This is a genomic window from Martinezella rhizogenes (assembly GCF_000799715.1).
GTDB classification, from domain to species: Bacteria; Pseudomonadota; Alphaproteobacteria; order Rhizobiales; family Rhizobiaceae; genus Rhizobium; species Rhizobium rhizogenes_C.
Map to the genome: position 1 here is coordinate 270996 of NZ_JUHG01000017.1, position 24674 is coordinate 295669.

The 24674-nt window shown below is 60.9% G+C and carries 25 protein-coding genes; 10 read left to right on the plus strand and 15 right to left on the minus strand.

The features are described 5' to 3' along the window. Positions 1–48: 48 nt before the first annotated feature. From EX00_RS25620 to EX00_RS25645, 6 genes are all read right to left on the minus strand, one after another. The gene (locus EX00_RS25620) at positions 49–390 is read right to left on the minus strand and encodes a hypothetical protein (RefSeq protein ID WP_202903767.1); all 342 of its coding nucleotides are present in this window, start codon (positions 388–390) and stop codon (positions 49–51) included. 149 nt (positions 391–539) lie between these two features. Continuing rightward, positions 540–1178: a 3-oxo-tetronate 4-phosphate decarboxylase gene (gene otnC, locus EX00_RS25625; protein ID WP_047464256.1), complete on the minus strand. Its 639-nt coding sequence runs from the start codon at positions 1176–1178 to the stop codon at positions 540–542. Positions 1179–1198: 20 nt separating this feature from the next. Then, positions 1199–2479, minus strand: a complete 1281-nt coding sequence (gene otnK, locus EX00_RS25630) for a 3-oxo-tetronate kinase (protein WP_047464257.1) — start codon at positions 2477–2479, stop codon at positions 1199–1201. Then, positions 2476–3258, minus strand: a complete 783-nt coding sequence (gene otnI / locus EX00_RS25635; protein WP_047464258.1) for a 2-oxo-tetronate isomerase — start codon at positions 3256–3258, stop codon at positions 2476–2478. The genes otnK and otnI overlap by 4 nt, the downstream gene beginning before the upstream one ends. A gap of 38 nt (positions 3259–3296) precedes the next feature. After that, entirely contained in the window at positions 3297–4220 is a 924-nt protein-coding gene (gene ltnD, locus EX00_RS25640) for an L-threonate dehydrogenase (protein WP_047464260.1), read from the minus strand. A 68-nt stretch (positions 4221–4288) separates the two neighbouring features. Next, complete coding sequence (locus tag EX00_RS25645) at positions 4289–5605, minus strand: MFS transporter (RefSeq protein ID WP_047464263.1); 1317 nt, start codon at positions 5603–5605, stop codon at positions 4289–4291. 236 nt (positions 5606–5841) lie between these two features. On the opposite strand from EX00_RS25645, the gene EX00_RS25650 reads away from it, so the two are divergent. From EX00_RS25650 to EX00_RS25685, 8 genes are all read left to right on the plus strand, one after another. Then, positions 5842–6840, plus strand: coding sequence for a LacI family DNA-binding transcriptional regulator (locus EX00_RS25650; protein ID WP_047464265.1), 999 nt, complete (start codon positions 5842–5844; stop codon positions 6838–6840). A gap of 259 nt (positions 6841–7099) precedes the next feature. After that, the gene (locus EX00_RS25655; RefSeq protein ID WP_047464268.1) at positions 7100–7948 is read left to right on the plus strand and encodes a transporter substrate-binding domain-containing protein; all 849 of its coding nucleotides are present in this window, start codon (positions 7100–7102) and stop codon (positions 7946–7948) included. A gap of 62 nt (positions 7949–8010) precedes the next feature. Then, positions 8011–8673 carry an amino acid ABC transporter permease gene (locus tag EX00_RS25660; protein ID WP_047464269.1) on the plus strand — a complete coding sequence of 221 codons (663 nt, stop codon included), beginning with the start codon at positions 8011–8013 and terminating at the stop codon, positions 8671–8673. A gap of 4 nt (positions 8674–8677) precedes the next feature. Then, positions 8678–9343 carry an amino acid ABC transporter permease gene (locus tag EX00_RS25665; protein WP_047464271.1) on the plus strand — a complete coding sequence of 222 codons (666 nt, stop codon included), beginning with the start codon at positions 8678–8680 and terminating at the stop codon, positions 9341–9343. Positions 9344–9356: 13 nt separating this feature from the next. Beyond that, positions 9357–10127 carry an amino acid ABC transporter ATP-binding protein gene (locus EX00_RS25670; RefSeq protein ID WP_047464524.1) on the plus strand — a complete coding sequence of 257 codons (771 nt, stop codon included), beginning with the start codon at positions 9357–9359 and terminating at the stop codon, positions 10125–10127. A gap of 62 nt (positions 10128–10189) precedes the next feature. After that, the gene (locus EX00_RS25675) at positions 10190–10579 is read left to right on the plus strand and encodes a RidA family protein (protein WP_007691716.1); all 390 of its coding nucleotides are present in this window, start codon (positions 10190–10192) and stop codon (positions 10577–10579) included. Between the two features lie 57 nt (positions 10580–10636). Further along, complete coding sequence (locus EX00_RS25680) at positions 10637–11452, plus strand: IclR family transcriptional regulator (protein WP_047464273.1); 816 nt, start codon at positions 10637–10639, stop codon at positions 11450–11452. A 137-nt stretch (positions 11453–11589) separates the two neighbouring features. After that, on the plus strand, positions 11590–12204 hold the full coding sequence (locus EX00_RS25685; RefSeq protein ID WP_047464275.1) for a hypothetical protein: 615 nt from the start codon (positions 11590–11592) through the stop codon (positions 12202–12204). Positions 12205–12262: 58 nt separating this feature from the next. On the opposite strand, the gene EX00_RS25690 is transcribed toward EX00_RS25685, so the two are convergent. The 7 genes from EX00_RS25690 to EX00_RS25720 form a co-directional block, all read right to left on the minus strand. Continuing rightward, the gene (locus EX00_RS25690; protein ID WP_047464527.1) at positions 12263–12955 is read right to left on the minus strand and encodes a class II aldolase/adducin family protein; all 693 of its coding nucleotides are present in this window, start codon (positions 12953–12955) and stop codon (positions 12263–12265) included. Continuing rightward, the gene (locus tag EX00_RS25695) at positions 12945–14336 is read right to left on the minus strand and encodes an FGGY-family carbohydrate kinase (protein WP_047464277.1); all 1392 of its coding nucleotides are present in this window, start codon (positions 14334–14336) and stop codon (positions 12945–12947) included. Before EX00_RS25695 ends, EX00_RS25690 begins: the two co-directional genes overlap by 11 nt. Then, the gene (locus EX00_RS25700; RefSeq protein ID WP_047464279.1) at positions 14333–15379 is read right to left on the minus strand and encodes an ABC transporter permease; all 1047 of its coding nucleotides are present in this window, start codon (positions 15377–15379) and stop codon (positions 14333–14335) included. Before EX00_RS25700 ends, EX00_RS25695 begins: the two co-directional genes overlap by 4 nt. After that, a complete protein-coding gene (locus EX00_RS25705; RefSeq protein WP_047464280.1) occupies positions 15372–16385 on the minus strand; it encodes an ABC transporter permease in 1014 nt (337 codons plus the stop codon). The genes EX00_RS25700 and EX00_RS25705 overlap by 8 nt, the downstream gene beginning before the upstream one ends. Beyond that, positions 16378–17871 (minus strand): sugar ABC transporter ATP-binding protein, encoded by a 1494-nt coding sequence (locus tag EX00_RS25710; RefSeq protein WP_047464281.1) that lies wholly within the window; start codon positions 17869–17871, stop codon positions 16378–16380. The genes EX00_RS25705 and EX00_RS25710 overlap by 8 nt, the downstream gene beginning before the upstream one ends. Positions 17872–17971: 100 nt before the next feature. Then, complete coding sequence (locus EX00_RS25715; protein ID WP_047464282.1) at positions 17972–18982, minus strand: substrate-binding domain-containing protein; 1011 nt, start codon at positions 18980–18982, stop codon at positions 17972–17974. Positions 18983–19007: 25 nt separating this feature from the next. Then, positions 19008–20024, minus strand: a complete 1017-nt coding sequence (locus tag EX00_RS25720; protein ID WP_047464283.1) for a LacI family DNA-binding transcriptional regulator — start codon at positions 20022–20024, stop codon at positions 19008–19010. 161 nt (positions 20025–20185) lie between these two features. On the opposite strand from EX00_RS25720, the gene EX00_RS25725 reads away from it, so the two are divergent. After that, positions 20186–21082 carry a sugar phosphate isomerase/epimerase family protein gene (locus tag EX00_RS25725; RefSeq protein ID WP_047464284.1) on the plus strand — a complete coding sequence of 299 codons (897 nt, stop codon included), beginning with the start codon at positions 20186–20188 and terminating at the stop codon, positions 21080–21082. A gap of 63 nt (positions 21083–21145) precedes the next feature. Here the strand turns inward: EX00_RS25725 and EX00_RS25730 are convergent, their stop codons facing one another. Then, positions 21146–21925: a class I SAM-dependent methyltransferase gene (locus EX00_RS25730; protein WP_047464286.1), complete on the minus strand. Its 780-nt coding sequence runs from the start codon at positions 21923–21925 to the stop codon at positions 21146–21148. Between the two features lie 285 nt (positions 21926–22210). Between EX00_RS25730 and EX00_RS25735 the strand changes: the two genes are divergently transcribed. After that, a complete protein-coding gene (locus EX00_RS25735) occupies positions 22211–22417 on the plus strand; it encodes a LysR substrate-binding domain-containing protein (RefSeq protein ID WP_047464288.1) in 207 nt (68 codons plus the stop codon). A gap of 15 nt (positions 22418–22432) precedes the next feature. Here the strand turns inward: EX00_RS25735 and EX00_RS25740 are convergent, their stop codons facing one another. Continuing rightward, entirely contained in the window at positions 22433–24289 is a 1857-nt protein-coding gene (locus tag EX00_RS25740) for a B12-binding domain-containing radical SAM protein (RefSeq protein WP_047464290.1), read from the minus strand. Positions 24290–24674 lie beyond the last annotated feature (385 nt).

Sequence of the window (24674 nt, forward strand, 5' to 3'; positions counted from 1 at the left end):
CGCCGATGGTGTCGGCGCCTCATGTTTAGACGTTAAGGCTCGCGGTCTTTAATCGCAGACGCGCATCCGCTCGTAATGGTAGCCGTCGTCATATTCGTTTTGAACTGGACGGCTCTCCGTCCAGCATCTCGGCGGGGGCGGAGGAGGAGCTGCGTAACCATAACCACCGCCACCACCATTGACGATAGCGCCGCCAATCAGGCCGCCAATGAGCCCCGCTGCCACACCGCCGGCGATCGCGCCGCCATTGTGGTGGTGATGACGCCGCGGGCCATCGTTCCAGTCACGGTAACGACCATATTCCTGCGCCTGGGCAAAGCCGGCTGGGGCCAACACGCTGCCGGCGACCGTAGCTGCGAGCAAAACCGTGAGAATTGTCTTCTTCATCATGATCACCTCCGACGCGATGCGTCTTGAAATGCAAATCTTCGACTCGGTTAATCGAGTGTTTCCAGAATGACTCTGTGCACGTGAACATGGCGTGAATACGCCGTTCACCTAAATTCGGTCGGGAGGGTCTTTGTTCCCGAGGGCTGTAATCAGCTTGGAAATGCCTCGTTGAGCTCGGCAACTGCTTCGAGGGAAAGGGGGGACGTCTTGCGGTCTCCCAGCAGGAAGAAGAGCTTGGATGTCTCCTCCAGCTCCTCGTAAGCGTAGACTGCTTCTTCCAATGTCTTGCCCGAAACGATCGGTCCATGATTGGCGAGAAGCATGGCGCGATGGTCACGGGCGGCAAGACGCACGGCGTCGGCCAAGGCTCGGTCCCCCGGCCTGAAATATTTGAGCAGCGGAAGCTTGCCGACTCGCATGACGTGATAGGCGGTCAGCGGCGGCAGCACATTGTCGGTATTGTCATGGCACAGGCAGGACACGGCCACCGAATAAGTGGAATGAAGATGCACCACGGCACGCGCGGAGGGCCGTTGTTCATAAACAGCAAGATGGAAGAAGGCTTCCTTCGAGGGCGGATCGCCGGCCAGAAGCTCGCCCGAGGGAGAAACCTTGGATATCCGGGCAGGATCCAGGAATCCGAGGCTTGAATTGGTGGGCGTCACCAGGATCGAACCATCTTCGAGGCGGACGGAGAGATTGCCGGCGCTGCCATGGGCAAGCTGGCGATTGTAGAGGAGTGCGCCCATGCGGGCGATCTTGTCGCGTAGTTCCGTTTCTTCCGTCATTGTGTCCCTGCCTCGATTGCCTAATGCATCATGGAAAGTGCTGCGGCAAAGAAGTCGTCGCCGCCGAAATTTCCGGACTTCAGGGCAAGCAGCATGTTCCCCTGGGTGTTTCCGACGGTTCTGAGAACGGGAACGCCCGGCGCGATTTCCCGGCCAATCAGGAAAGCGGGAATGCCGAGCCTGTCGACGGCAGCACCGGATGTCTCGCCACCGGCCACGACCAGACGCCGCACGCCGCGAGACACCAGTTCGGCGGCGATGGTCGACGTGGCATGTTCGATGGCATGACCGGAGGCCTCCCGGCCATAACGCGCCTGCACGCGGCCGACGGCTTGCGGATCGGCGCTTGCGGCGATGACCACCGGCCCGGCCGATATCCGGTCGCCCGCCCAGGAGATTGCGTTGGAAAGCTCGTCATGCCCCGAGAGCAGTTTTTCAGGGTCGAGCCGCAGAACCGGCATCGAACGCTCGGCTTCGGCAAGCTGGCGCAAGGTTGCCGTCGAGCAGCTACCGGCGATAATGGCGGCGAGGCCACCGACTGGGCCGATTGCATCCTCGGTTGCCCGCGCCGGATGCGAGATCCTGCCGGAACGCCTGAGCGCTCGCGCAAGGCCAAGGCCTAGCCCGGAAGCGCCTGTGGACAGCGGCGTTTCCAGCGCAACGGTGCCCAGGGTTTCCAGATCGCTTTCAAAAACGGCGTCGGCGATGACAGCTGTCACGCCGGTTTCTCGAAGAGCGGCAAGCCGTGCGCGGACAGCGTCCGGACCACCGGCGACAGTCGTGAGATCGACGAGCCCGACGCTACCGGAGGATTGCCGGGCAAGAACCCGCACGAGGTTGGCGTCGTGCATCGGATTGAGCGGGTGGTCTTTCAACGGGCTCTCGTCGAGCGGAACGCCGTTGACGAAGAGGTGGCCGGCATAGACGGTGCGGCCGGTTTCCGGGAAGGCGGGGGTGACGATCACAGGGTCACCGCCCGCAGCATTACGCAGCGCATCGGTCACCGGGCCGATATTGCCGGCATCGGTGGAATCGAAGGTCGAGCAGATCTTGTAGAGGACATGGATCGCCCCGCGAGCGCGCAGCCAGGCTTCGGCCTTGCTTGCGGCGGAAATAGCATCTTGCGCCGCGACCGAGCGGATCTTGAGGGAGATAACGACCGCATCCACATCCGGCAGCGGCAGATCCGGGTCGGGGATGCCGATCGTCTGTACCGTGCGCAGGCCGTTCTTGGTGAACGTGTTGGCGAGATCCGACGCACCGGTGTAATCGTCGGCAATCGCTCCGAGCAAGAGTGTCATCCCTTTATCCTTTTGAACGGTGCAAACCAGCCGAGGCCGTCGAGCGTATGGTTTCGCGGAATATATTCGCAGCCGATGAAGCCCTCATAGCCGAGCCGGTCGATCTCGGCGAAGAGATATGCGTCGTTCAGCTCCTCGCTGCATGGTTCCTGCCTTGATGGCACGCTCGCGGTCTGGATATGGCCGATGATCGGCATCATCTCGCGCAAGGCGATTGCGACATCGCCATGCATGATCTGCCGATGGTAGATGTCGAACTGAAGCTTGAGATTGGGGCGGGCCAACTCCCCGATCAACAATCGCGCACGATTGAAGTCATTGAGGAAATAGCCCGGCATGTTGCGCCCGTTGATCGGCTCGAGCACGAGGTCCAGCCCTTTTTCGGCAAGCCGTCCGGCGCAATATTCGACGGAACGGCGATAGGCGCGGATAGCCGCTTCGTCGTCGGGCTTGGCCAGGCCGGCCATCAGGTGCAGGCGCTTGACGCCGGTTGCCTCGGCATAGTCGAGCGCTTTCTCCACATTCGACTTCATCTCCTCGAAGCGATCGGGAAGGGCCGCAAGCCCTCGCTCGCCGCCGTTCCAGTCGCCGGGCGGCATGTTGAAAAGCGCTTGGGTCAATCCGTTGCGCTTGAGCCGTTCCGCGATTGCTTCCGGCGCGAATTCATAGGGGAAGAGGTATTCGACGGCGGTAAAACCGGCTTCAGCCGCCGCGTCGAAGCGGTCGAGAAACTGCCACTCGTTGAACATCATCGTCAGGTTGGCCGCAAAGACGGGCATGCTGATTGTCTCCGTTTACTGCTTGCGCGTTTCGTCGCTCATGTGTTCGGCAGAACCGTGCCCGAAAGCTGCGCATAGAGCCGGGCAAGCGAGGCGTCATCGTCGCGTCCCATGCCCGCACCCGATGCGGCAAGATACATCTGTAGCGCGGCGGCGGCGAGCGGGGTCGGATAGCGCTCCGTGCGGGCCATGTCCTGTACGATGCCGAGATCCTTGACGAAAATCTCGATGGCGCTGCGTGGTGAATAGTCTCCTTCGAGAACGTGCGGCACCCGGTTTTCGAACATCCAGGAATTCCCGGCCGAAGCGGTGATCACCTCATAGACCTTGTCGAGATCGAGCCCCTGTTTGGCCGCGAAGGTGATCGCCTCGCAGGCGGCGGCGATATGCACGCCGGCCAGAAGCTGATTGATCATCTTGAAGGCCGCGCCGGTTCCGGCGTCGTCACCCAGCTCGTAGACCTTGCCGGCCATGGCGTCGAGTGCCGGGCGCGCGGCATCGAAGGCCAACTTCGTGCCAGACGCCATGATGGTCAGCTCGCCGCTGGCGGCCTTGACCGCGCCGCCTGAGATCGGCGCGTCGAGATAATGCAGGCCGAGTGCCGTGCAACGCTCCGCCAGATCACGGGCAACCGCCGGATCCATGGTCGCCGACGAGATGAAGACTGCCCCGGGCTTCATGGTGTCTGCGACATCGCCGGCGCCGAAGAGAACGTCCCTGGTCTGCCCGCCGTTGACGACGACGGAGACCACGATATCGGCATCTTTTGCCGCCGCTGCCGGGCTCGCGGCACCCCGTCCGCCCTCGCTGACGAAACGATCGATCGCGGCGGCCGATATGTCGTAGCCGACGACGTCGAGGCCGGCGCGCTTCATGGACCGCGCCATGCCGAGGCCCATGGATCCCAAACCGATCACGGCGGCGACAAGCTGATGTTGCGAGTTTTCAGCGGAGGATGACATGTCGATATCCTTGCAATGTCCTAGGGGTGTGCGGTCCTCCGGCCGTTGGCGCCGGAGGACCTTTCATTCTAGCGATTGACGCTTTTTGCCGGAACGGTCAGCACGGCGATGGATCCGATGACGAGCGCTGCCGCCAGAAAATACATGCCGGCTGAGGTGCTGCCGGTGAGGTCCTTGAGATAGCCAACCAGAAACGGGCCGAGGAAGCCAGCGAGATTGCCGACCGAATTGATCCAGGCGATGCCTGCCGCCGCCCCGGTGCCGGCAAGGAAAGCTGTCGGCAGTGACCAGAACAGGGGTGCGCAGCTGATGGCGCCTGCCGCGGCAAGCGAAAGAGCGATGATCGAAAATGTCGTGCTGGTGCTGGCGGTGGCGGCGATAAAGCCGACCGCGGCGATCAGGGCGGGCACGACAAGGTGCCAGCGGCGTTCGCGATGCCGGTCGGCGGAACGGCCGAGCGCGATCATGACGACGAAGGTACAGATGTAGGGAATGGCCGAGACCAGGCCGATATTGAGGTTTCCGACAACGCCGCTCGCCTTGACGATGGTCGGCATCCAGAAGTTCAGGCCGTATTGTCCGAGGACGAAGCAGAAATAGATCAGGCACATCAGCCAGACGCGGCCGTCGCGCAGGGTGCTTGCAACATCATGCGGGCTTGACGATTTGGCGCGGTCTTCCGCTTCGATATTGGTGGTCAGAATGGCCTTTTCGTCCGCAGTCAGCCATTTGGCATCGCTGATCCTGTCATCGAGATAGAAGAACACCAGCACGCCGAGGAGTATTGCCGGAACGGCCTCGATCAGGAACATCCATTGCCAGCCGGAAAGGCCATGCGTTCCATGGAAACTATCCATGAGGAAGCCGGACAGCGGATTGCCGAAGATGGCCGATACGGGGATCGCCGACATGAAGGTCGTGATGATCTTGGCGCGATGGCGGGCCGGATACCAGGAGGTGAGATAGAGAATAAGGCCCGGGAAGAAGCCGGCTTCGGCAATGCCGAGCAGGAAACGCAGGATATAGAAGATGGTTTCGGACGTAGTCAGCATGAAGGCGGCTGACACGATACCCCAGGTCACCATGATGCGGGCGATCCATACCCGCGCGCCGACCTTGTTCATGATGACGTTGCTCGGGACTTCAAACAGGAAGTAGCCGATGAAGAAGATGCCGGCGCCGATCCCGTAGGCGGCTTCCGACAGGCCGAGTTCGCTCGACATCTGCAACTTGGCAAAGCCGACATTCACGCGGTCGAGATAGGCGACGATGTAGCAAAGCACCAGAAAGGGCACGATTCGCCAAAAGACCTTGCGGTATGCAAGGTCCTCGACCGGATTGCCGGCGCGCTCGCCCTGGGCTGTGGCCTGCGCTTGAAATGTCATGATGTCCTCCTCCGAATGGAAAAGCCGGGGTCCCTCCAGAACCTTCTTCCGGCCGCGCGCCCTAAAATTGGCAGCGCTGCCATTTCTCGTTACTGTATTTTGGCAGCGCTGCCAATGGGAATTTGGCGGCGCTGCCAAAAATCTTGTGTTAAAGGAGCGGGACGTGGAAAATGGCCACGGGAACACGAGCTTCCGTGCGACTATAATGCGGAGCCGCATAGGGGTTTTCAGGGAACATGAACGTCAAACCTCAGCCCACGGTCACGCTTTCAGAGGTTGCCGAAGCGGCCGGGGTGGGCGAGAGCACGGTCTCGCGCGTGCTTCGCAATCACGGCTCGTTTTCCAAGAAGACGCATGATCGCGTCATGGCGGCAGTCGAACGTCTCGGCTACGTGCCCAACCGTATCGCCGGAGCGCTCGCCTCGGCGGGATCGCGCCTCGTCGCCTTCGTCATCCCGTCGCTCTCCAATATCGTGTTTCCGGACGTGCTGCGTGGCGCGGGCGGGGTGCTTGAGGCGAGCCGTTATCAATCGGTCTTCGCCGTGACCGATTATGATCCGGACCGGGAAGAGGCGATGGTCGCGGCCATGCTCGCCTGGCGGCCGTCGGCCGTCATGCTGGCTGGCCTGGAACACAGCGAGGGAACGGCGAAAATGCTGCGCGCGAGCGGTTGCCGTGTCGTGGAACTGCTCGACCTCGATGGTACGGCGCTCGACCTCGCGGTCGGTTTCTCAAACGCCGTGGCGGCGCGCGTGAGTGCGGAATTTATGCTGCGGCGCGGCTATCGCCGCATCGGCTATGTCGGCCATGATCTGGTGCGCGACACGCGTGCGGGCAAGCGTTTCGCAGCCTTCTGCGCCGCGCTGGAAGCAGAAGGCAAGCCGCTTGCGGGCCGCGAAATTCATCCAGGCGCATCCTCGGTCGAGGCCGGCCGGCTCGGGCTCGAAAGGCTGCTTGCGCGTGTGCCGAACCTCGATGCCATCTATTTCTCCAACGACGACATGGCGTTGGGCGGCTATTTCCACTGCATGGCGCGGGGCATTTCCATTCCGTCGCAACTGGCCATTTTCGGTTACAACGGTCTGGATATGGCCAGGGTGACGCCGCAGCCATTGTCGACCATCCGCACTCCGCGCGTGGCGGTAGGGCAGGTCGCCGCTCAACTCGTGCTCGACGACGCGCCTTCGCAAACCATCGATCTCGGTTTTGAACTGATCGAAGGCGAGACCGCCTGACGACAAGCGGATGTAATCCGCGTCGTCCGCAAACCACCTCTGAATATCGACTGAAGTCGACGCGCTCCGTGCGTGCCTCGTGCTGACGCTGAAGGTGCTTATGGAAAGGCGCTGGCGCGGTTGCATCTGCGCGCGCAGATTCTGCCTCTCCCAACGCTTGACAATTCTCAAATTGCATTGCTCAATATGAAAGTCCAGTAAACTGGACACATGTCCATAATATTGGACATTGAAAACAACTATCTGACAGGGGAACGTCATGACCGTCTCACTTCGCGCCAGCCTGCTTTCGCTGGCCACAGCCTTCCTTATTTCTGCAATGCCCGCCGCCGCCCAGCAGGCCAAAAGCAAGCTCGACGAGGTGCTTGCTCGCGGCCATCTCGTCATGGGCACTGGCAGCACCAATGCGCCGTGGCACTTCAAGAGCGCCGATGACAAGCTTCAAGGATTTGACATCGACATGGGCCGCATCGTCGCCAAGGCGCTGTTCGGCGATCCGGACAAGATCGAGTTCGTCAACCAGTCTTCCGACGCGCGTATCCCGAACATCACCACCGACAAGGTCGACCTGACCTGCCAGTTCATGACAGTCACCGGCGAACGCGCGCAGCAGATCGCCTTCACCATCCCCTACTATCGCGAGGGCGTCGGGCTGATGCTGAAGGCCGATGGCAAATACGCGGATTATGCCACGCTCAAGGCCGCCGGTTCGTCCGTCACGATCTCCGTGCTCCAGAACGTCTATGCTGAGGCGATGGTGCATGCCGCCCTGCCGGACGCGACCGTCGACCAGTATGAATCGGTGGATCTGATCTATCAGGCGCTGGAATCCGGCCGCTCCGACGCGGTCGCAACCGACCAGTCATCGCTTGCCTGGTACATGACGCAGAACCCCGGCCGCTACAAGGATGCCGGCTACGGCTGGAACCCGCAGACCTATGCCTGCGGCGTCAAGCGCGGTGACCAGGACTGGCTGAACTTCGTCAACACCGCCCTGCATGAGGCAATGACCGGCGTCGAGTTCGACTTCTATGCCAAGTCCTACAAGACCTGGTTCGGCAAGGATCTGGCACCGCCGCAAATCGGCTTCCCAGTCGAATACAAGTGATATCGTCGAGGACGGAAGGTCGCCTTCCGTCCTTTCCTCACCCTTGATTGCAGGATTGCGCCATGGGTTATACGCTCAATTTCGCCGCCGTCTGGCGCAGCTTCGACCAGCTTCTCGAAGGTCTGCTGCTCAGTCTCGGTCTGGCTTTCATTTCCATCCTGATCGGTGCCTTGATCGGCCTGCTCGTCGCTTTCGCCCTGACGGCGAAAAGCGGCTGGGTCCGGCGGCCCGCCGCACTTTACGTGACGGTCATCCGTAATCTGCCGATCCTTGTGCTGGTTCTCTTTGCCTATTTCGCCTTGCCGCAGATGGGCTTTCGTATCGGTAAGGTCCAGAGTTTCATCGCGGTGCTGTCGATCTATTCGGGTGCCTATCTGGCCGAGGTCTTTCGTGCCGGCCTGCTGTCCATCCCGAAGGGACTGTCGGAAGCTGGCCTTGCCATCGGCCTGACGCCGATGCAGATCCGCGTCTCGATCATCGCGCCTTTGATGTTCCGCAATGTGCTGCCCTCGCTTTCCTCGACGGTGATCTCGCTCTTTAAGGACACCTCGCTTGCGGCGGCCATCGCCGTACCGGAGCTGACCTTCGAGGCACGAAAGATCAATGTCGAAAGCTTTCGCGTCATCGAGACATGGCTCGTCACCTCCGGCCTCTACGTCTTCACCTGTGTCGTGCTGGCCGCGCTGATGCGCGTCGTCGAGCGCCGCCTTGCCGTCCCGAGGTGATGTCATGACCGATTTTACCGCTTTTCTCGATCAGCTCTGGATCGCGCGTCTCGCCATTCTCAAGGGGCTTGGCCTCACGGTGTCCATCTCGCTGCTTGCGATCGTCGTCGGCTCGCTGCTCGGCGTCCTCGTCGGGCTTTGCCTCGTCTATGGCAATCCGGTGCTGCGCTTTTTCGTGCGGGTCTATACGGATTTCGTCCGGGGGACGCCGGTTCTGGTTCTGGTTTTGGCCAGCTACTATGTCCTGTCGACTATCGGCATCGATCTCGGCCCATTCCAGGCCGGTGTTTTCGCGCTCGCAATCTTCTGCTCCTCGCATGTCGGCGAGATCGTGCGCGGCGGGTTGCAGGCGATCCCGAGGGGGCAGACCGAAGCGGCAAAGGCGATCGGGCTCACCTTCCGCCAGACCTTTGCCTATGTGCTCTGGCCGCAGGCGCTGCGCCAGTTCCTGCCAGCCTGGGTGAACACCGCGGCCGAGATGGTCAAGGCCTCGACGCTGCTATCCGTCATCGGCGTCGCCGAGTTGCTGCTGCGCATGCAGGAGATCATCTCGCGCAATTTCATGAGCCTCCAATTCTATTTCTTCGCGGGGCTTTTGTACTTCGTCATCAATTACGGCATCGAGCGTCTCGGCAAATATGTCGAGCGCAAGACCGCCGTTCCGTCGTGAGGGCTCGATCATCATGAGCAAGATACTTCTCGAAATACAGGGGCTGCGCAAGCAATACGGCCCGGTCGAGGTACTGAAGGGCGTCGACTGCACCATGCGGGAGGGCGAGGTCATTTCGATCATCGGCTCCTCTGGCTCGGGCAAGACGACGATGCTCCGCTGCATCAATATGCTCGAGGAATTCCAGGGCGGGCGGATCCTGCTCGAGGGCGAGCCGATCGGCTATGACGACGCCGGTGGCGCGCGCCGGCGCAAGAGCGAAAAGGACATCGCCCGCCAGCGGGCGCTGACCGGCATGGCCTTCCAGCAATTCAATCTCTTCCCGCATATGACGGCTGCCCGCAACGTCATGCTCGGGCTTATCAAGGTCAAGAAGATGCACCGCGACGAGGCTCGCGCGGTTGCCGAGACATGGCTCGAACGGGTGGGCCTGGCATCCCGCGCCGATCATTATCCGGGCCAGCTTTCCGGCGGTCAGCAGCAGCGTGTGGCAATCGCCCGCGCCATTGCCATGACCCCACGGCTAATGCTTTTCGACGAGGTGACTTCGGCGCTCGACCCCGAACTGGTCGGCGAGGTGCTGCAGGTGATCAAGGGACTTGCCGCCGATGGCATGAGCATGCTGCTCGTCACCCATGAGATGCACTTTGCCTACGAGGTCTCGTCGCGGGTCATCTTCATGAATCAGGGCCTTATCGGCGAGGAGGGCGATCCGAAGGAGATGTTCGTCAAGCCGAAGACAGAACGGCTTGCCGAATTCCTGAAGACGTCCAGCTTCAACTGAATGACAGGCGGCCTTGTGCCGCCTGCTGACATATAGAATCCAGAAGAAAAGAGAGAGGTCATATGACTATCAAGCGTTACGGTGCCGGCGAAACCGGAGCCGGCGGGCAAGCCCTGCCTTTTGCCCGCGCGGTCGAAGCCAATGGCTGGCTGCATGTTTCCGGTCAGGTCGCGATGGAGAAAGGCGAGATCGTCGGTGGCGGCATTATCGCGGAAACCCGCAAGGCCATCGAAAACCTGATCGCCATCCTTCACGAAGCCGGCTATGGCATCGAGGATGTGGTTCGCGTCGGTGTATGGCTTGACGATCCCCGCGACTTCTGGAGCTTCAACGGCGTCTATGCGGAGTATTTCGGCAAGAACCCGCCGGCGCGCGCTTGTGTTCAGTCCCGGATGATGGTCGATTGCAAGGTGGAAGTCGATTGCGTCGCCTATCGCGCCGATAGAGGTTGAGTTGTTCGGGCGCGACTGTCACGGTCGCGCCTATTCCCCGGAAATGGAGCATGTTTGATGGCTGAAGGCGCAGACGATATCGTATCGCGACGGACGCGCGGCCTTGATCGTGCCTTTGAAATTCTTGAGTTTCTGCGCACCAGGCGTCAACCGATGCGCCCCAACGAGATCGCCGTCGAGATCGGCGCGCCGCGCTCGTCGATCTATGAACTCGTGAACCTTCTTCTGCGCCACGGCATGCTCGACTACCAGGGCGGTGATGGCCGGGTCTTCCTTGGCCGCAAGCTCTATTTCCTCGGCACGGCCTATGCGGATCAGTTCGATCTGATGCGCGAGTCCGATACCCTGTTGACGCGTCTTGCCGAGGAGACGCGCGAAACGGCGCAGATGTGCATGCTGGAAGGCAACAAATACACCGTCGCGATGATGCGCGAGGGCATCCGTCCGTTCCGTATTTCCTCGAATGTCGGCGAGCTCGTTTCAATTCCGTGGACGGCATCCGGCCGTCTGCTGGTTTCCCACCTGAGCGATGCCGAGATACTCGATTTCATCCCGCCGGAGGACTTCGTCCTGCCGAACGGCAAGCAGCTCGACCCGAGCCGTTTCATCGGTGAAGTTCGCCAGGCATCAATCGACGGCTATTTCACCTTCAACAGCGAGGTGGAAAACTTCACCCATTGCTTTGCCGCGCCGATCAAGCAGGAAGACGGGCGATGTATCGCAACGCTTTGCCTGGTGGCGCCGAAAGAGGATGGCTTGAGAAACCGGGAAAGCTATCTCGATAGCCTTCTTCGCGCCGTGGGCGAGATTTCGGAGCGGTTGGGCTTCAGCGTTTCCGACCGCGCTAACGTCAAGCAGGGCCGCTCGTCCTGAGCAAAAAAGCGCCGAAACTAGGCGCGCCCTACAACATTTCTTTGCAATTCGCCTGCTCTTGGCCACTTTTCGGCAAAAGGGGCGCCGCAATTGTGGTGTGAACTCTCACTTCAGACAAATGTCGAATGGAGAGAGCAATGAGCATGCAGCAAACCAAAGTGCCTGGTGCCGCAGGCGAACTGGCCCGAAAAGTTGGCGTCGGCCTCTTCGTCTGCGGAGTGACGGTTGCGGGACTATATGCGGTTGCTCGCACGGAGGCGGAAACTCCGCTGATGTCGTCGATCGATATTGGCGGGCGCGGCGCGATCGAAGTTGCCGATGCCAGGAATTTTGCGACGGCGAATGATCTTCAGTCGGCCATCGACGCCAGCCCGACCGTGCTGCCAACGCCGATCTTCAGACCGGCTACCGCGAACAAGTCGGCGGCTGCGAAAGCCAGCACGCCGGTCAAGCGCGTTGCAGCCCATGCCAAGGTCACGAGTGTCAAAACTGTAGCCTCCTCGGATGTCACACAGTTCGACCGTTGCATGCCGCAATGCGATACGCGCGATCCGATGATCGTCGGATATTCCGAGGCGGATCAGCCGCCGCAGGATTTGCAGGAGCAGGCGCTTTATGTGCCCGAGCCGCCGGAGCATCGCTCGCCCGTGCAAGGCGTGCGCTATATCCTGGGCCGTGCCGCGGAGGCTCCGGCCTTTGCTGTCAGGAAAGGACGTGATGTGATTGATGGCGTGCGTCAATTCGAGTGGTAAGGCCGCCGGCAAGACGGCCTGATAATCTGGTTCGCTGAAACGATCGGGTCGGAAGCGGTCAGGCTGGCTTTGGCCGCGCGATGTCATTGACGCCGTCGAGGTCCGGCGCTTGACCATAGCTCATATTCTTCATCTGCTGCAGCACGCGTTCCATCTCCTCATCCGGGAGGACCGGCGGTTCTCCGAGTGTCAAGGCCTGCACGTAGAGCCGCGAAAGCGTCTCGACCTCGATGGCAAGCGCCAATGCCGATGGCAGGGTCTTGCCCAGCGAGATCTGGCCATGCTGGCCAAGCAGGCAGGCGAGGCGGTCCTGAAGGGCTTCCAGCGCATTGTCGGAGAGTGCCTGCGTGCCGAATGTCGCGTATTTCGCGCAGCGGATCGTGGTGCCACCGGCAATACCCGTCATGTAGTGGAAACTCGGGATCGTCTTGTGATGGCAGGCGAGCGTTGTCGCGTAGATCGAATGGCAATGCAGCACGACGTTGATGTCGTCGCGCGCGGCGAGGATATCGCGATGAAAGCGCCATTCAGACGACGGGCGACGGCGGCCTTCATAGGTGCCGTCAAAATTCATCTGCACAAGATCGTCGGGTTTCATCTCGTCATAGGGCAGTGAGGTCGGCGTGATCAGAAAGCCGCCGGGATTGCGGATCGAGACATTTCCGGCGGTTCCCTGATTGATGCCGCTCGCATTCATCTTGCGGCAGGTTTCAACCATGGCCTCCCGTTGGCGGCGATCGTCATAGTCCATCATCTTGTCCTCCAGTTTGGGCCGCGCGCAGCCAGCGCTCTCGGTATTCATCAAGGGTGGGGTGTAAAAAGGGTGTTGCCGCTTTCAGGGCCAAAGGGGCTGGCGCCTGCCGTGTCTCATGAGATGCCAGCAGGGCAGCACCCGTTGCCGTTCCATATCGATCGGCGTTGACGAACACGCGGCGGCCGGGATTGAGGGCGGCGATAAGCGCGCTGTAGAGCGGGTCGCGCACGAACGAGCCGTCCAGAACCACCGTCGATGTTTGGACAAGCTGAAGGCATCTGTCCGTCAGAAGGGCGGCGTAGAGCAGGGCGAGCGCATGGCGCAGGTCACCATGGTCGGCAAGCGGACCTGTGAGCCGACCCTTTCGCGATGTTCCCGGAAACAGGCCGTCATCGCTGCCGAAGGAAGGGAGCGCCATGGTGCGCGTCTCGATCAGGCGCGCGAGGCTGTCCTCCGTCGTTGGGCGGTCGTCCTCGCCCGCCACCATCGCGAACTCGCGGCCGCCCATGGTCAGCATGCCGGAAAGGGGTCTCGCTTCCACGTCGGCATTGCAGCAAAGACCGGCGCGCTCGACATCGAAATCAGGACCGGAGCGATCGCTGATCGCCACGATCCAGGTGCCGGTCGAGACGACGGTGACATCGTGCAGGCCGGCCGCCTGATACTGATAGAAGTTCGCCGAGGAGTCATGGATGCCGCACAGGATCGCCGTCGTCGGTTTCACGCCCGTCCGTCTAGAAATCTCAGGCTTGATATCGGCAAGCCTCGACCATGCCGGTCGTAGCGGCGGGATTAGCCGCTCCCAGCTCCTTGCCTCGACCAGCCTCGCCGGTCTGGCGTCTGCCGAGCACCAGAGATGCGATTGCGCCGCCAGGCTTGTCACTTCGGAGGTGGCGACGCCTGAGAGCCGCCAGGCCCAATATTGCGGAATGGCGAGAAAATGCCGCGCTTGTGCAAAGACATCCGGCCAACCGCGCTCCAGCCAAAGCATCTGTCGGGCAAGATGGGCGGCGCCCAGCATGACCGCGCTGCCTCGCTCGCGAAACGATCCCGCGATCTCTCGATATTCCCGATCGATCTCCGCAGGGACCGCCTGCTCGTAGTCGATCATCGGCATGGCCGGCCCGTCGTCATCGACCAGTACCCCGCCAGAGCCATGTGCGGTGCAGACGACGGCGGTTATGTCATGGCGGTTGGCCAATGTGGCGAGCCCATCGAGCAGCCAGGCTTCAATGGCGGCAAGGTCATGATGACGATAGGGCGGACCGTCATGAACGGTATTGGGTGTCGATAATGTCTCGATCAGCCCGCCGGCCTCGTTGGTGACCGAGAGCTTGATGTTCGTCTTGCCGGTATCGAAAACGGCAATGGTTTTCATGGGCGGTCCGCTCGTTTGTTGCGTGGCCCGAAAAAGAAGGTGAGGTACGGATAGACTGTCTGCACGGCCATCACGAGAATGAGGATGAGGCCCCAGATGGCCGTCGTCAGATAGGGGCTGATGCCGAGCTGGTTGAAGCCGGAGGAGATGATCTGCAGGATGGCAAGCGCAATCATCAGCCCGGAGACCTTGCCGAAGCCCCCGAAGGGATCGACGCCGCCCAGCACGGCCGCGAGGATGGTCACGAGCAGGTAGGATTGCGAATAGTCGGCGCTTGCCGAATTGAAGACGGCAAGCGTGACGGCGGCGGCCACGAAGCAGAGTACGCTCGACATGGTATAGACGCCGACCAGAACCCGTCTTGTATCGATCGCGGAAAAACGGGCAGCTTCCATGTTGGAGCCGATCATGGCGCAACTGATGCCGAACGGCGTCTTGCGAAGGATGATGCCGACGATCACGGCGACGACGACCAGCAGGATGAATGTCACCGGTATCCCTGCGATCACCGAATTGCCGGCGACCGAATAGGATTGCGGAAAGCCGGAGAGGGCCTCGCCGCGCGTCATGTAAATGCTGATCCCGTCGATCAGGGACTTTGTGCCGAGCGTGACGAGAATGGGATGGACGCCGGTATAGGCGACGATCGTGCCGGTCACGACGCCGATCACGAGCGCGAGAATGAGGCCGGCCAGAAGTGCCAGAAGAACGACGCCGAGGACTTCGGCCGAAGACGAATCCGCTGTCGTCATGCTGCGCATGATCCAGGCCATCAGCAGGGCGCATTGATTGGTCGTCGCGATGATCGCCAGGTTGAGGCCGCCGGTGATGAGCGGTACGACCATTGCCAGCGAAAGAAGCCCGAGAATGGGCAATTGCACCGCGAAGGAATTCAAGGTGCCCCAGCTCGCAAAGCCAGGGATCGTCAGCGAGAACGCGATGACCAGTGCCAGCAACAGCCCCAGCAAGCCGGGCTTGCCGTCCCGTATCCTCGCGACAAGGGCGGACAGGTTGTCGGTCGGGGAATGGGTCGAGTCAGCCATGGGCCACATCTCCTATCGGATTGAGGCGGCGGCGCTTGCGCGCGCTGATCACCGTGATCGAGGTGGAGATCAGGATCGTCAGGCCGATCACAATCTGGAAGAAGTAGGAGGAGACGCCGAGAAGGTTTAGGCCGTTCTGCAGGATGGCGAGCAGCACGATGCCGAGCAGCACGCCCGGCACCGTGCCGATGCCGCCGGTCAGGCTGGCACCGCCGAGCACGGCGGCCGACAGGACGGAAAGCTCGGTATTGTACATGGCGTTGGGCACGCTTTCGCCGACGCGATGCGCCTGCAACAAGCCGCCGACCGCAGCCATGAAGCCGAGGAACCCGTAGGCGATGAATTGTAGCTTGGCGATATTGACGCCGATGCGGCGGGCGGCCTCCGGATTGCCCCCCATCGTATAAAGCTGCCGTCCGGTTTTCGTCCGGGTCATGAAGAACCAGGTAAACAGCGTTGCCGCCAGCATCACGACGATCGGCAGAGTGATGCGCGTCAGGTCGCCATTCGGCGCCTCGTGCTCCCAGAACACGATGCGCTCGGTCCACCAGTCCGGTAGGGTGTAGATGGATTTCCCTTGTGAGAAATACATCAGCAGCGAGAACGACACGCTCATCATGGCGATGGTCGCGATGATCGAGGTGATGCGGATGAAGTGGATCAGCAGCGCGTTGATGCAGCCGAGCAGGATGCCGACCGATAGACCGAGACCGACGCAGGCGAAGGGCGGCAATCCCGATTGCGTCGCCAGAAGTGCTGTCACATATTGGGCGACCGATGCCGTTGCCGCGAAGGAGATGTCGATGCCGCCGGAGACCAGCACGACGAAAAGCCCCATCGCCATGATCGACTGGACGCTATAGGTCTCCAGCAGGTCGACGACATTGGCCAGAGTGAGGAAACCCGGCGCCGTCGCGCTGAGCGCGATGACGGCGAGGATGATCACCAAGGCGAGCCAGACCTCGGGACGGCGCTGCAGCTTTCTGATGTCCGGCATCTCAGGCATAGATTTTCTCCTCGAACTCATGTTCGCTGGTCTGGCCGGGCACGACCTCGCCAACGATGCGGCCGGCGCGCATGTGCAGGACGCGGTCGCAGGTCGCGTAGACCTCGGCGACTTCATCGGAAATGATCAGGATGCCGACGCCCTGCCGGGCGAGGTCGGCGACGACCTTGTAGATGCCTTGCTTGTTCTTGATGTCGACACCCACCGTCGGACTGTCGAGGATCAGGATCTTGGGCTTTGCCGCCAGCCATTTCGCCAGGACCACGCGCTGCTGATTGCCGCCGGACAATGTTCCGACGGGCCTGTCGAGACCGGGTATCTTGATCGCCAGGCGGTTCACCCATTCGGTGGCAAGCGTGCGACGGCTGCGGTCCGGGATCAGACCCAGCCGCCCACGCAGGCTCTTCAGCACTGCCAGTATGAGGTTATCGCCGATCGATTGGCGGAGAATGACGCCGAGGCTCAGGCGGTCTTCCGAGACATAGGCGATGCCGGCGCGCACGGCATCGCGGTTCGAGCGCAGCGATAGCTTGCGGCCATCAAGCGTCATCGTGCCGCTATCCGGTCGGGTCATGCCGAAAAGGCTGAGCGCAAGTTCGGTTCGCCCGGCGCCCAACAGGCCGGTTATCCCTAGTACTTCGCCCTGCCGGATGGTGAAACTGATGTCCTTGTATTCGCCACGGCGGCTGAGCGAGGAGACCTCGAGCAACGGCTTGCTCGATGACATGTCGCGGGCGACGACGGATTGGAAAATATCGATCCCGGTCATCAGATGCCCGATGCGACGCTGATCGACTTCGGATGCCGGATAGGTCCCCACCTTGCGTCCGTCGCGCATGACCGTGACGCGCTCGGCAATCTCGACGATCTCATCCAGCCGGTGTGAGACGAAGACCACGGCGATGCCATCGGCCTTCAGGCGGGTGACAATGGCGAGCAACCGCTTGACCTCGCTGCGTGTGAGCGATGCCGTCGGCTCGTCCATGAAGATCAGCCGCGCTTCAGCGGCAATGCCACGGCAGATCGCGACGATCTGCCTTTCGGCGACCGACAGGTCGGCGACTGCGGCATCCGGATCGAGATGAAAATCCAGCCGTTTCAATGCCGAAAGCGCGAGCCTCCTCATGCCGGCATAGGAAACGGGCCGAAGATCGCTTTTCAGATGGCTTTCGATGGCGATGTTTTCGGCGACGCTGAGGTTGGGGAACAGCGACAGGTCCTGGAATATGACCTGAATGCCGAGCGCGCGCGCTGAAGACGGAGTGAGTGGCAGAACGGATTTGCCTGATATCTCGATCTCGCCTGATGTCGGTGGATGCACGCCGGCCACCGTCTTGATCAGGGTGGACTTGCCGCAGCCGTTTTCGCCGACCAGGCAATGGATCTCACCCGCCCGGACCTCCCAATCGATATCGTCGAGCGCCAACACGCCGCCGAAGCGCTTGGTGATCTTGCTGAGACGTAAAAATGGATCCTGTGCACTCATCGGAAAGTCCCATGTTCGGCTTGATCATCGCGAGAAGGACACCGGCCGGAGGAGCGTTGAAACCCCTCCGGCGGCGTCGCCTTCTTGGCAAGGCGGGGGCTTAAAGCCCCAGATCTGCCAATCGCTGGATGTTTTCCTTGTCCAGGGACTCGAGCTTTTGTGCCTGGATCAGGCGCTTTTCGGGGAAGACCTTGACGGGTCCGACCTCGACGAGTTCCATGCCGTCGGTGATCTCCTTGCCGGCCGCGAGCAAGGTCGCGAGCTGCACGAAGACTTGGCCCGCGATCAGCGGATTCCAGATATAGCCGCCGCGGATCACGCCGCTTTTGACATATTTGATCCCCTGGCCGGGCGAGAAGCCGCCAACGAGCACGATGGACTTCGCCTTGCCGCGATCGTCCAGCACCTTCGCGGCGCCGATCGGCCCTTGCGATCCGAAGGTCAGGATACCCTTCAGATCGGGATGGGCACGCAGTTGGTCCTGCGTCGTCTTGATCGAGTCATCGAGGCTTTCGGCAACGCCGAAGCGGTCGCCGAGCATCTCCATCTTCGGATATTTCTTCTTCTGGTAGGCAATCGCCGCGTCGGCCCAGGCATTGTGCAGCGGCACGGTCAGCGAGCCGACATAGACGATGTACTTGCCTTCCTCCTTCATCTCCTTGGCGAGCAGATCCATATGCTGTTCGCCGTAGGCCTCGACGGTGGTCAGCTCGAAGTCCCAATCATTGTTCTTCTGGTTGGGGCTTTCATGCGAGATCACCTTGATGCCGGCAGCCTTGGCCTTGCCGAGCACCGGCTCCAGGGCGGCCGCGTCGTTCGGCACCACGCCGATGACGTCCACCTTGCGGGCGATCAGATCCTCGATGGCGCGGACCTGCTGGGCAGCGTCGGCCTGTGTCGGGCCGATCATCCATGCATTCGCCTTGAGGGCCTGGGATTCCTTCTTGATGCCCATCTCCATGGCGTTGAACCACGGGATGCCGCCGATCTTCACTACGATGCCGGCCTGAACCTGCTTTGCCTGCGCCAACGTCAGGTTCGGCAAGCCGAAGACCCCTGCCACGGCTCCGCCGGTCAGCGTGCCGAGTAGACTGCGTCTTGAAATTTCCATGATGTTCTCCTCCTCCGTTTTATTTTCAAGCAGCCGTGCTAGACCGCCCTCCTTCTCGCAGCGTCGAGCCGCGAACCTCCACCGAGCACGCCAGACGCAAAGTTCTGACGGGATCGGCATTCCCTCCCATTCGGCGGGAGAGCTGCTGCCAGGCGGCCGTTGCCATTTCCTCAATTGGCTGACGGACGGTGGTAATTGCGGGTCGAACGAGGCGCATCCATTCGGCCTCGTCGAAACAAGCGAATGCGAGATCGCCGGGCGCGGAAAGACCGAGATCGGTCATCGTCTGATAGGCGATCAGCGCGGTGATATGGTCGAGCGCGAAAAGCGCTTCCGGCTGCTGCTGCGTGAGCATCTCGTGCAGTCGCTGGCGAATGCCTTTCGCCTCAAGCCCGACTTCGAGCATGGAGAGCGCCATGCCACCGGCGGCCGAAGCAGCACCCTCCCAGCGTTCGCGAATATTGCTGATCGACAGCATGCTGCCGGCAACCGTGCAGGAGCGATAGCCTTGCTTCGACAGATGGGCGGCGATTGCGGCGGCCGATTGCGCATTGTTGACGGCGATCAGATCATAGTCCGGGTCGTCCGTCAGACGGTCCACGACGACGATCGGCATATGCATGGACGGGGGTGTCCGATCGCTGAGCGCGCCGTCGCAGGGAATGACGATCAGGCCGGCGGGCCGCCAGGAACGGATGGCGTGTAGGCGTTCTCTTTCCTGCTCCACATCGTTTGCGGCGCTGACGACCAGGAGATCGAAGCCATCCTCTCTGGCGAGTGTTTCGAGCGTCGATACGAAGGTCCCGAACATCGGGTTGGAAAGATCCGGCACAACGACGCCGGCGAGCGAGTGCTTGCCGGAACGCAGCCGGGAGGCGTTGCTGTCTGTGACATAACCGAGTTCGGCAACCACGCTGCGGACGCGTTCGATCAGTTCGGGCGCCACGCTCGGCTTTGCGTTCAAGACGTTCGAAACCGTGGCGGGAGAGACCCCCGCGCGCTCGGCAACTGTCTTGATCGAAACCGGCTGTCTGCGCTTCAACGTACTTTCCCGGCGGTGCCGAGCCTCCCGTAAAACGTTTTATGAAAAGCTAGACTTTCCGTTCGAGCGTGTCAATATTGCTCCGGTTAGCACTTTTTGGGGTGGCTGATCGTGCGGCGTGGAACATGAGGCGTCGTCGGAGATGGAGGAGGAGATACTCAATGAACAAGCTCGGTGTGCATGCGTTCGTCTGGGAAAAAGGCTGGAGCAGGGAGGAGAGCACGCGTGCGATCGCCCGCTCCGCCACGACCGGATACGATCTGATCGAAGTCTCGGCGATGGATATGAACGAGATCGATCCCGCCCATACACGGGCGGAGCTCGACAGGCATGGGTTGGGGTGCACGTTCTCGTTCGGGATGGGCGCAGAGGAGGATATCTCGAGCAACGATCCCGATAAGATGAAGCGGGGCGAAGCCAAGCTGGAGCGCGCGGTGGCGCTTGCCCGCGATCTCGGCGCGACCCATATCGCCGGCATTCTCTATTCCGCTTTCCAGAAATATGCCGTGCCGCCGACCGCAGACGGCGTCAGCCAGTCCGTCGATATCCTTCGCCGCGTCGCGGAGAAGGCGGCGGCCAGCAACGTCATCATGGGGCTGGAAGTGGTCAATCGCTACGAGACCAATGTCCTCAATACGGCGGCTCAAGGCGTGGAAATGTGCAAGCGCATCGGCGCGCCGAACGTCAAGGTTCATCTCGATGTCTATCACATGAACATCGAGGAATCGGATATCTCGCAGGCGATCATCGAGACCGGCGATTACCTCGGTTATTTCCATACGGGCGATTCCCATCGCGGCTATATGGGCTCGGGCTCGATCGATCTGGCGGGTGTATTTCGCGCACTGGTGAAGGCGAACTACAACGGGCCGATCACCTTTGAATCCTTCTCGTCACGCGTCGTCGGCCAGCCGCTCGAGGGGATTTTGGGCATCTGGCGCAACCTGTGGGACGACAGCGAAGATCTGGCGGCTCATGCCCTGATGTACACCAAGGCACAGTTGAAGTCGGCGCAGGAGGCGCAAAACCAGAAGGCACGAAGCCGCTTGCCGGCATAGGCTGGCGCAAGAGGCATTTTCGTTTCTTGCGAGGCCGCGTGTGAATCACGCGGCCTCCTATGCTTAGCCGTGGCAATAAGCCCATTGGGACAGCGCGCTCATGCCCAATCGTTGCATGAGTTCATAGGCAACCCGGCGGTTGATGGGATTGTGCAGCCGGATGACCTTGGAGCCCAAAAAATCCATCTCGGCCTGCTCGAACGGCTTGAGATGGGACGCGTCCATGACCGCCGTCTGATAGAGGTCGTGAAACTCCCGGCGGCAGACATAGGTCTTGTATTTCGTCATGCAGAAAGCCGCGAATGTATCACTGTTCCTGCGCAGAAAATCCGAGACGCCGATGGTCACTTCAGGCCAGGCGGGATTGAAAGTGTCATCGAAAGCGATGATGCCGTGATCCGCCAGAACGTTTTTCGCCAGGCGGCTATCGGCGACCACATGATGGAGCAGATGCCCTCCGTCGATGCTGAAGAAGCGAACCTGGCCGATCTTGTCGGTGATCGCCTGTGGATCGAGCATGGTGCTATCACCGGATATGACGAGTTCCTCGTCAACGGGAATTCCCAGCGATTTGCCATTGTCGAGGAAGCGCTGGTATTGCGCGTCATCTTCTTCGATATCGAAAAGGTCGATGGCCAGTACGTTGCTGTCCGGCGCGCTGAGCTTGCGCAGCAGAAAATAGGAACGGCCGTAGTAGACGCCGATTTCGGCAAGGCCGCCGGACAGGTTCTTTTCCCTTTGTTTCTCTATCAGCGACAGGAAGACCAGGGCGTCTGGCGGATCAATGTAGCCATCGATTTTCTGCAGATCGTGAAACACAAATTTCCGAACGTTCGACTTCAAAATCCAAAACCTCACTAATTTTCGTCATGCATCGCACGGACCGTTGCGTGCCTTTCGACCCACACTGATCGGATGTGAAATGCAGATCTTTTTTTCCAAAGCATTTCTGAAATGCCGTCCGGCACCTCCGGTTGGTTGCAAACCTCCCGAAACTGGGGCGTGCATGCGCCAATGCGAGCGCAGTCAGGGTAGAATTCGGCTTTTCTGTCGCGTTGCGTATCGTGAGTGCGCAGGTTGGACATTGTCGATGGGGAGGGGGGCGCGTAGCGCCAGGCGGCGCCGCGTTTGCTGTCGACACTGACCCTCGTTGCCGCCAGCCTCGGGATTTCGATCATCCCTGAATGCATGGCGCGTCTGGAAGCGAATGGCATCGTTTATTTTCGGATCGAGAAGGCGGCGGGCCTGGTTGCGCCGCTACACCTCGCCTACCGGGACGAAACCCCGTCCGGGGTCGTCAGGCGCTTTATCGAGAGCGTGCAGCAGCATCGGTAACGCGGGCACACCCTATCAACGACCGGCAACTTCGGTGCCTTGGTCAGTATATGTAGCTTCACCCAGCCGCGCCTTCAGCCGGTTTTCCTGACGGCGCTTGGTATAAGCCGTGCTGCGCGCCGCAGTCTCCTGCACGAGGGGATCGTTGCGCATGTCGATGGTGGCGATGGCTTCATCGGTATAGGGAAAGAGATCCTGGCGGCCCCAGGCGCGCCACGCCTTGGCGACGCTCAGGCGCAAGCGGACATAGGTATAGGCATAGGCTACGATGGTGCGCGCGAAGCGCCAGGCATAGCGGGCATAGAAGGGAAACGGATTTTCGCGCGGCATGCCATAGCGCCGCTCATGGCGGTCGATGATGCGGCCAAGCCCGAATTCGGCGAACGCAACACCCTCGCGCCGTGGTCCCTCGCGATAGGCAATCAGATTGTAAAGCGTCGTCAGCCGCATGCCGTTCTTGAGCTGTACCCGGCGCTTGAATATGCGCTCCATATGCTCGAAGTCGTAATAGCGCGCGCTGGCCTCGTGGAAAACGGCGTCGAGTTCGGCGTCGCTCATGCGTGCGTGATGGGTGACGCGGTGATTGAGGTCATATTTGTTGAAGTCGGGGTCCATCCATACGCCCGCATCCTTCATCTTCTTGTGATCCTCGCTGCCGGGCAGCGGGGTGAGGATGTTGAAATACAGGACATCGATCGCAAGCTCTCGCTTGATCAGATCGACATCGCGCAGGATGGATTCCCGGGTATCGGCGGGAAAGCCGATGATGTAGCCGCAGCTGACCACTACGGGATGGCGCTTCCAGTCCAGCACCATTTCGCGATATTCCTCGATGCGGTTCTGGCGTTTCTTGGCCGCCTCGAGATTGTCGGGGTTGATGTTTTCCAGCCCGATGAAGATCAGTCTCACGCCGGCCTTTACCACCTTGTCGATGAAGCCCGGAATGCGATGCGCCATGGTATCGACCTGGATCAGCAGTCGTACCTCCAGCCCCTCCCGCTCGCGCAGCTCGATCAGCCGGTCGCAATAGGCTTCCCAGTTGCGGTTGCGGGCGAAATTATCATCAGTCACGAAAAACTTGGTGACGCCGGCGGCTGCATTCAGGCGGACAATCTTCTCGAGTTCGTCTGCCGTGCGGAAGCGGCTATGACGGCCCTGCACGTTGATGATGGTGCAGAAGGAACATTCGAACGGACAGCCGCGGCCGAGATCGAAGCTCGACCAATGCGTGAAGGAGCGCCGCACGATAGGCCCCGGCAGGATAGGCACCGGCGAACCCGGCAGGACGGGTTCTTTCTTGAGGTGATTGTAAAGCGGCTTCAGCGTGCCGGCCAAGGCATCTTGCAGCACGGCGTCCAGGCGATCGGGTTCTGCCTCGCCAGCGAATTGGCTGACGCCCAGTTCGCGCGCAAGAGCCAGCTCCTCGGCATCTTCGCCGAGCATGGCGACACAGCCGGAAACATGGAAGCCGCCGATGCAGACTGGCACGCCCGCCTGGCGCAGTGGGCGCGCAATGTCCATTGCCCGGGGATACTGGTTGGTCTGCACGCCGACGAGCATGACGATGACCCGCGTTCCCTGAGTCCGATGGCTCTTCAGGATGGCTGGAATGTCGACCCGCGTATTTGTTTCGTCGATGGCATGGACCTGTACATCGGCCCCCGCACCGAACACGCCACGCGACGCTGCATCATCGACCAAGGCCCAGACACAGGCGAGCGAATTGGAGGGAATGGCGGATCGAATCCAGCGGATCGGATAGCCGTTATCATCATACCGCGTGGCCTTGATGAGCCATATGTCTACGCGGCTTATCGATACTGTTGGAGAAAGACTGTCATTCGCCGTTTCGATGAGTGGATGCCCCCGCATGCGATGCCCCCAAATACAGCTACTTCTAATTTAGCTTTATTCGCTCCCATTGCTACGTCAAGGGGATATTAGAAGATCTTGATGTGATGGGCGCCAAAGGGACGCAAATAAGGAGACTATCGGCGAATGTGTGACGCCGGAAGCTCTTTAGGGCTCGGATGACCTGGATGGCCGCAAGGCGGTACTGAGCACTCGGTCATCATTTGAGGGGGCTGGATCTGGGGCGGACCGACACTTGCAACACGCTCTGATCTCTATCAGGGCATCGGCTTGCCCGCCGCGGGCGGCTGTCACCGGATCGGTAATAACTGGAGCGCGGGGCAACCCCGTGCTCCATAGGCAACGGCCCGGCGGCGCGGGCGGAAGCCTATCTGCTTGCTTGACG

Excerpts from the sequence above, each read along its gene's own strand:
- EX00_RS25620 (WP_202903767.1), bottom strand. The coding sequence starts at position 390 with ATGATGAAGAAGACAATTCTCACGGTTTTGCTCGCAGCTACGGTCGCC.
- otnC (WP_047464256.1), bottom strand. The coding sequence starts at position 1,178 with ATGACGGAAGAAACGGAACTACGCGACAAGATCGCCCGCATGGGCGCA.
- otnK (WP_047464257.1), bottom strand. The coding sequence starts at position 2,479 with ATGACACTCTTGCTCGGAGCGATTGCCGACGATTACACCGGTGCGTCG.
- otnI (WP_047464258.1), bottom strand. The coding sequence starts at position 3,258 with ATGCCCGTCTTTGCGGCCAACCTGACGATGATGTTCAACGAGTGGCAG.
- ltnD (WP_047464260.1), bottom strand. The coding sequence starts at position 4,220 with ATGTCATCCTCCGCTGAAAACTCGCAACATCAGCTTGTCGCCGCCGTG.
- EX00_RS25645 (WP_047464263.1), bottom strand. The coding sequence starts at position 5,605 with ATGACATTTCAAGCGCAGGCCACAGCCCAGGGCGAGCGCGCCGGCAAT.
- EX00_RS25650 (WP_047464265.1), top strand. The coding sequence starts at position 5,842 with ATGAACGTCAAACCTCAGCCCACGGTCACGCTTTCAGAGGTTGCCGAA.
- EX00_RS25655 (WP_047464268.1), top strand. The coding sequence starts at position 7,100 with ATGACCGTCTCACTTCGCGCCAGCCTGCTTTCGCTGGCCACAGCCTTC.
- EX00_RS25660 (WP_047464269.1), top strand. The coding sequence starts at position 8,011 with ATGGGTTATACGCTCAATTTCGCCGCCGTCTGGCGCAGCTTCGACCAG.
- EX00_RS25665 (WP_047464271.1), top strand. The coding sequence starts at position 8,678 with ATGACCGATTTTACCGCTTTTCTCGATCAGCTCTGGATCGCGCGTCTC.
- EX00_RS25670 (WP_047464524.1), top strand. The coding sequence starts at position 9,357 with ATGAGCAAGATACTTCTCGAAATACAGGGGCTGCGCAAGCAATACGGC.
- EX00_RS25675 (WP_007691716.1), top strand. The coding sequence starts at position 10,190 with ATGACTATCAAGCGTTACGGTGCCGGCGAAACCGGAGCCGGCGGGCAA.
- EX00_RS25680 (WP_047464273.1), top strand. The coding sequence starts at position 10,637 with ATGGCTGAAGGCGCAGACGATATCGTATCGCGACGGACGCGCGGCCTT.
- EX00_RS25685 (WP_047464275.1), top strand. The coding sequence starts at position 11,590 with ATGAGCATGCAGCAAACCAAAGTGCCTGGTGCCGCAGGCGAACTGGCC.
- EX00_RS25690 (WP_047464527.1), bottom strand. The coding sequence starts at position 12,955 with ATGGACTATGACGATCGCCGCCAACGGGAGGCCATGGTTGAAACCTGC.
- EX00_RS25695 (WP_047464277.1), bottom strand. The coding sequence starts at position 14,336 with ATGAAAACCATTGCCGTTTTCGATACCGGCAAGACGAACATCAAGCTC.
- EX00_RS25700 (WP_047464279.1), bottom strand. The coding sequence starts at position 15,379 with ATGGCTGACTCGACCCATTCCCCGACCGACAACCTGTCCGCCCTTGTC.
- EX00_RS25705 (WP_047464280.1), bottom strand. The coding sequence starts at position 16,385 with ATGCCTGAGATGCCGGACATCAGAAAGCTGCAGCGCCGTCCCGAGGTC.
- EX00_RS25710 (WP_047464281.1), bottom strand. The coding sequence starts at position 17,871 with ATGAGTGCACAGGATCCATTTTTACGTCTCAGCAAGATCACCAAGCGC.
- EX00_RS25715 (WP_047464282.1), bottom strand. The coding sequence starts at position 18,982 with ATGGAAATTTCAAGACGCAGTCTACTCGGCACGCTGACCGGCGGAGCC.
- EX00_RS25725 (WP_047464284.1), top strand. The coding sequence starts at position 20,186 with ATGAACAAGCTCGGTGTGCATGCGTTCGTCTGGGAAAAAGGCTGGAGC.
- EX00_RS25740 (WP_047464290.1), bottom strand. The coding sequence starts at position 24,289 with ATGCGGGGGCATCCACTCATCGAAACGGCGAATGACAGTCTTTCTCCA.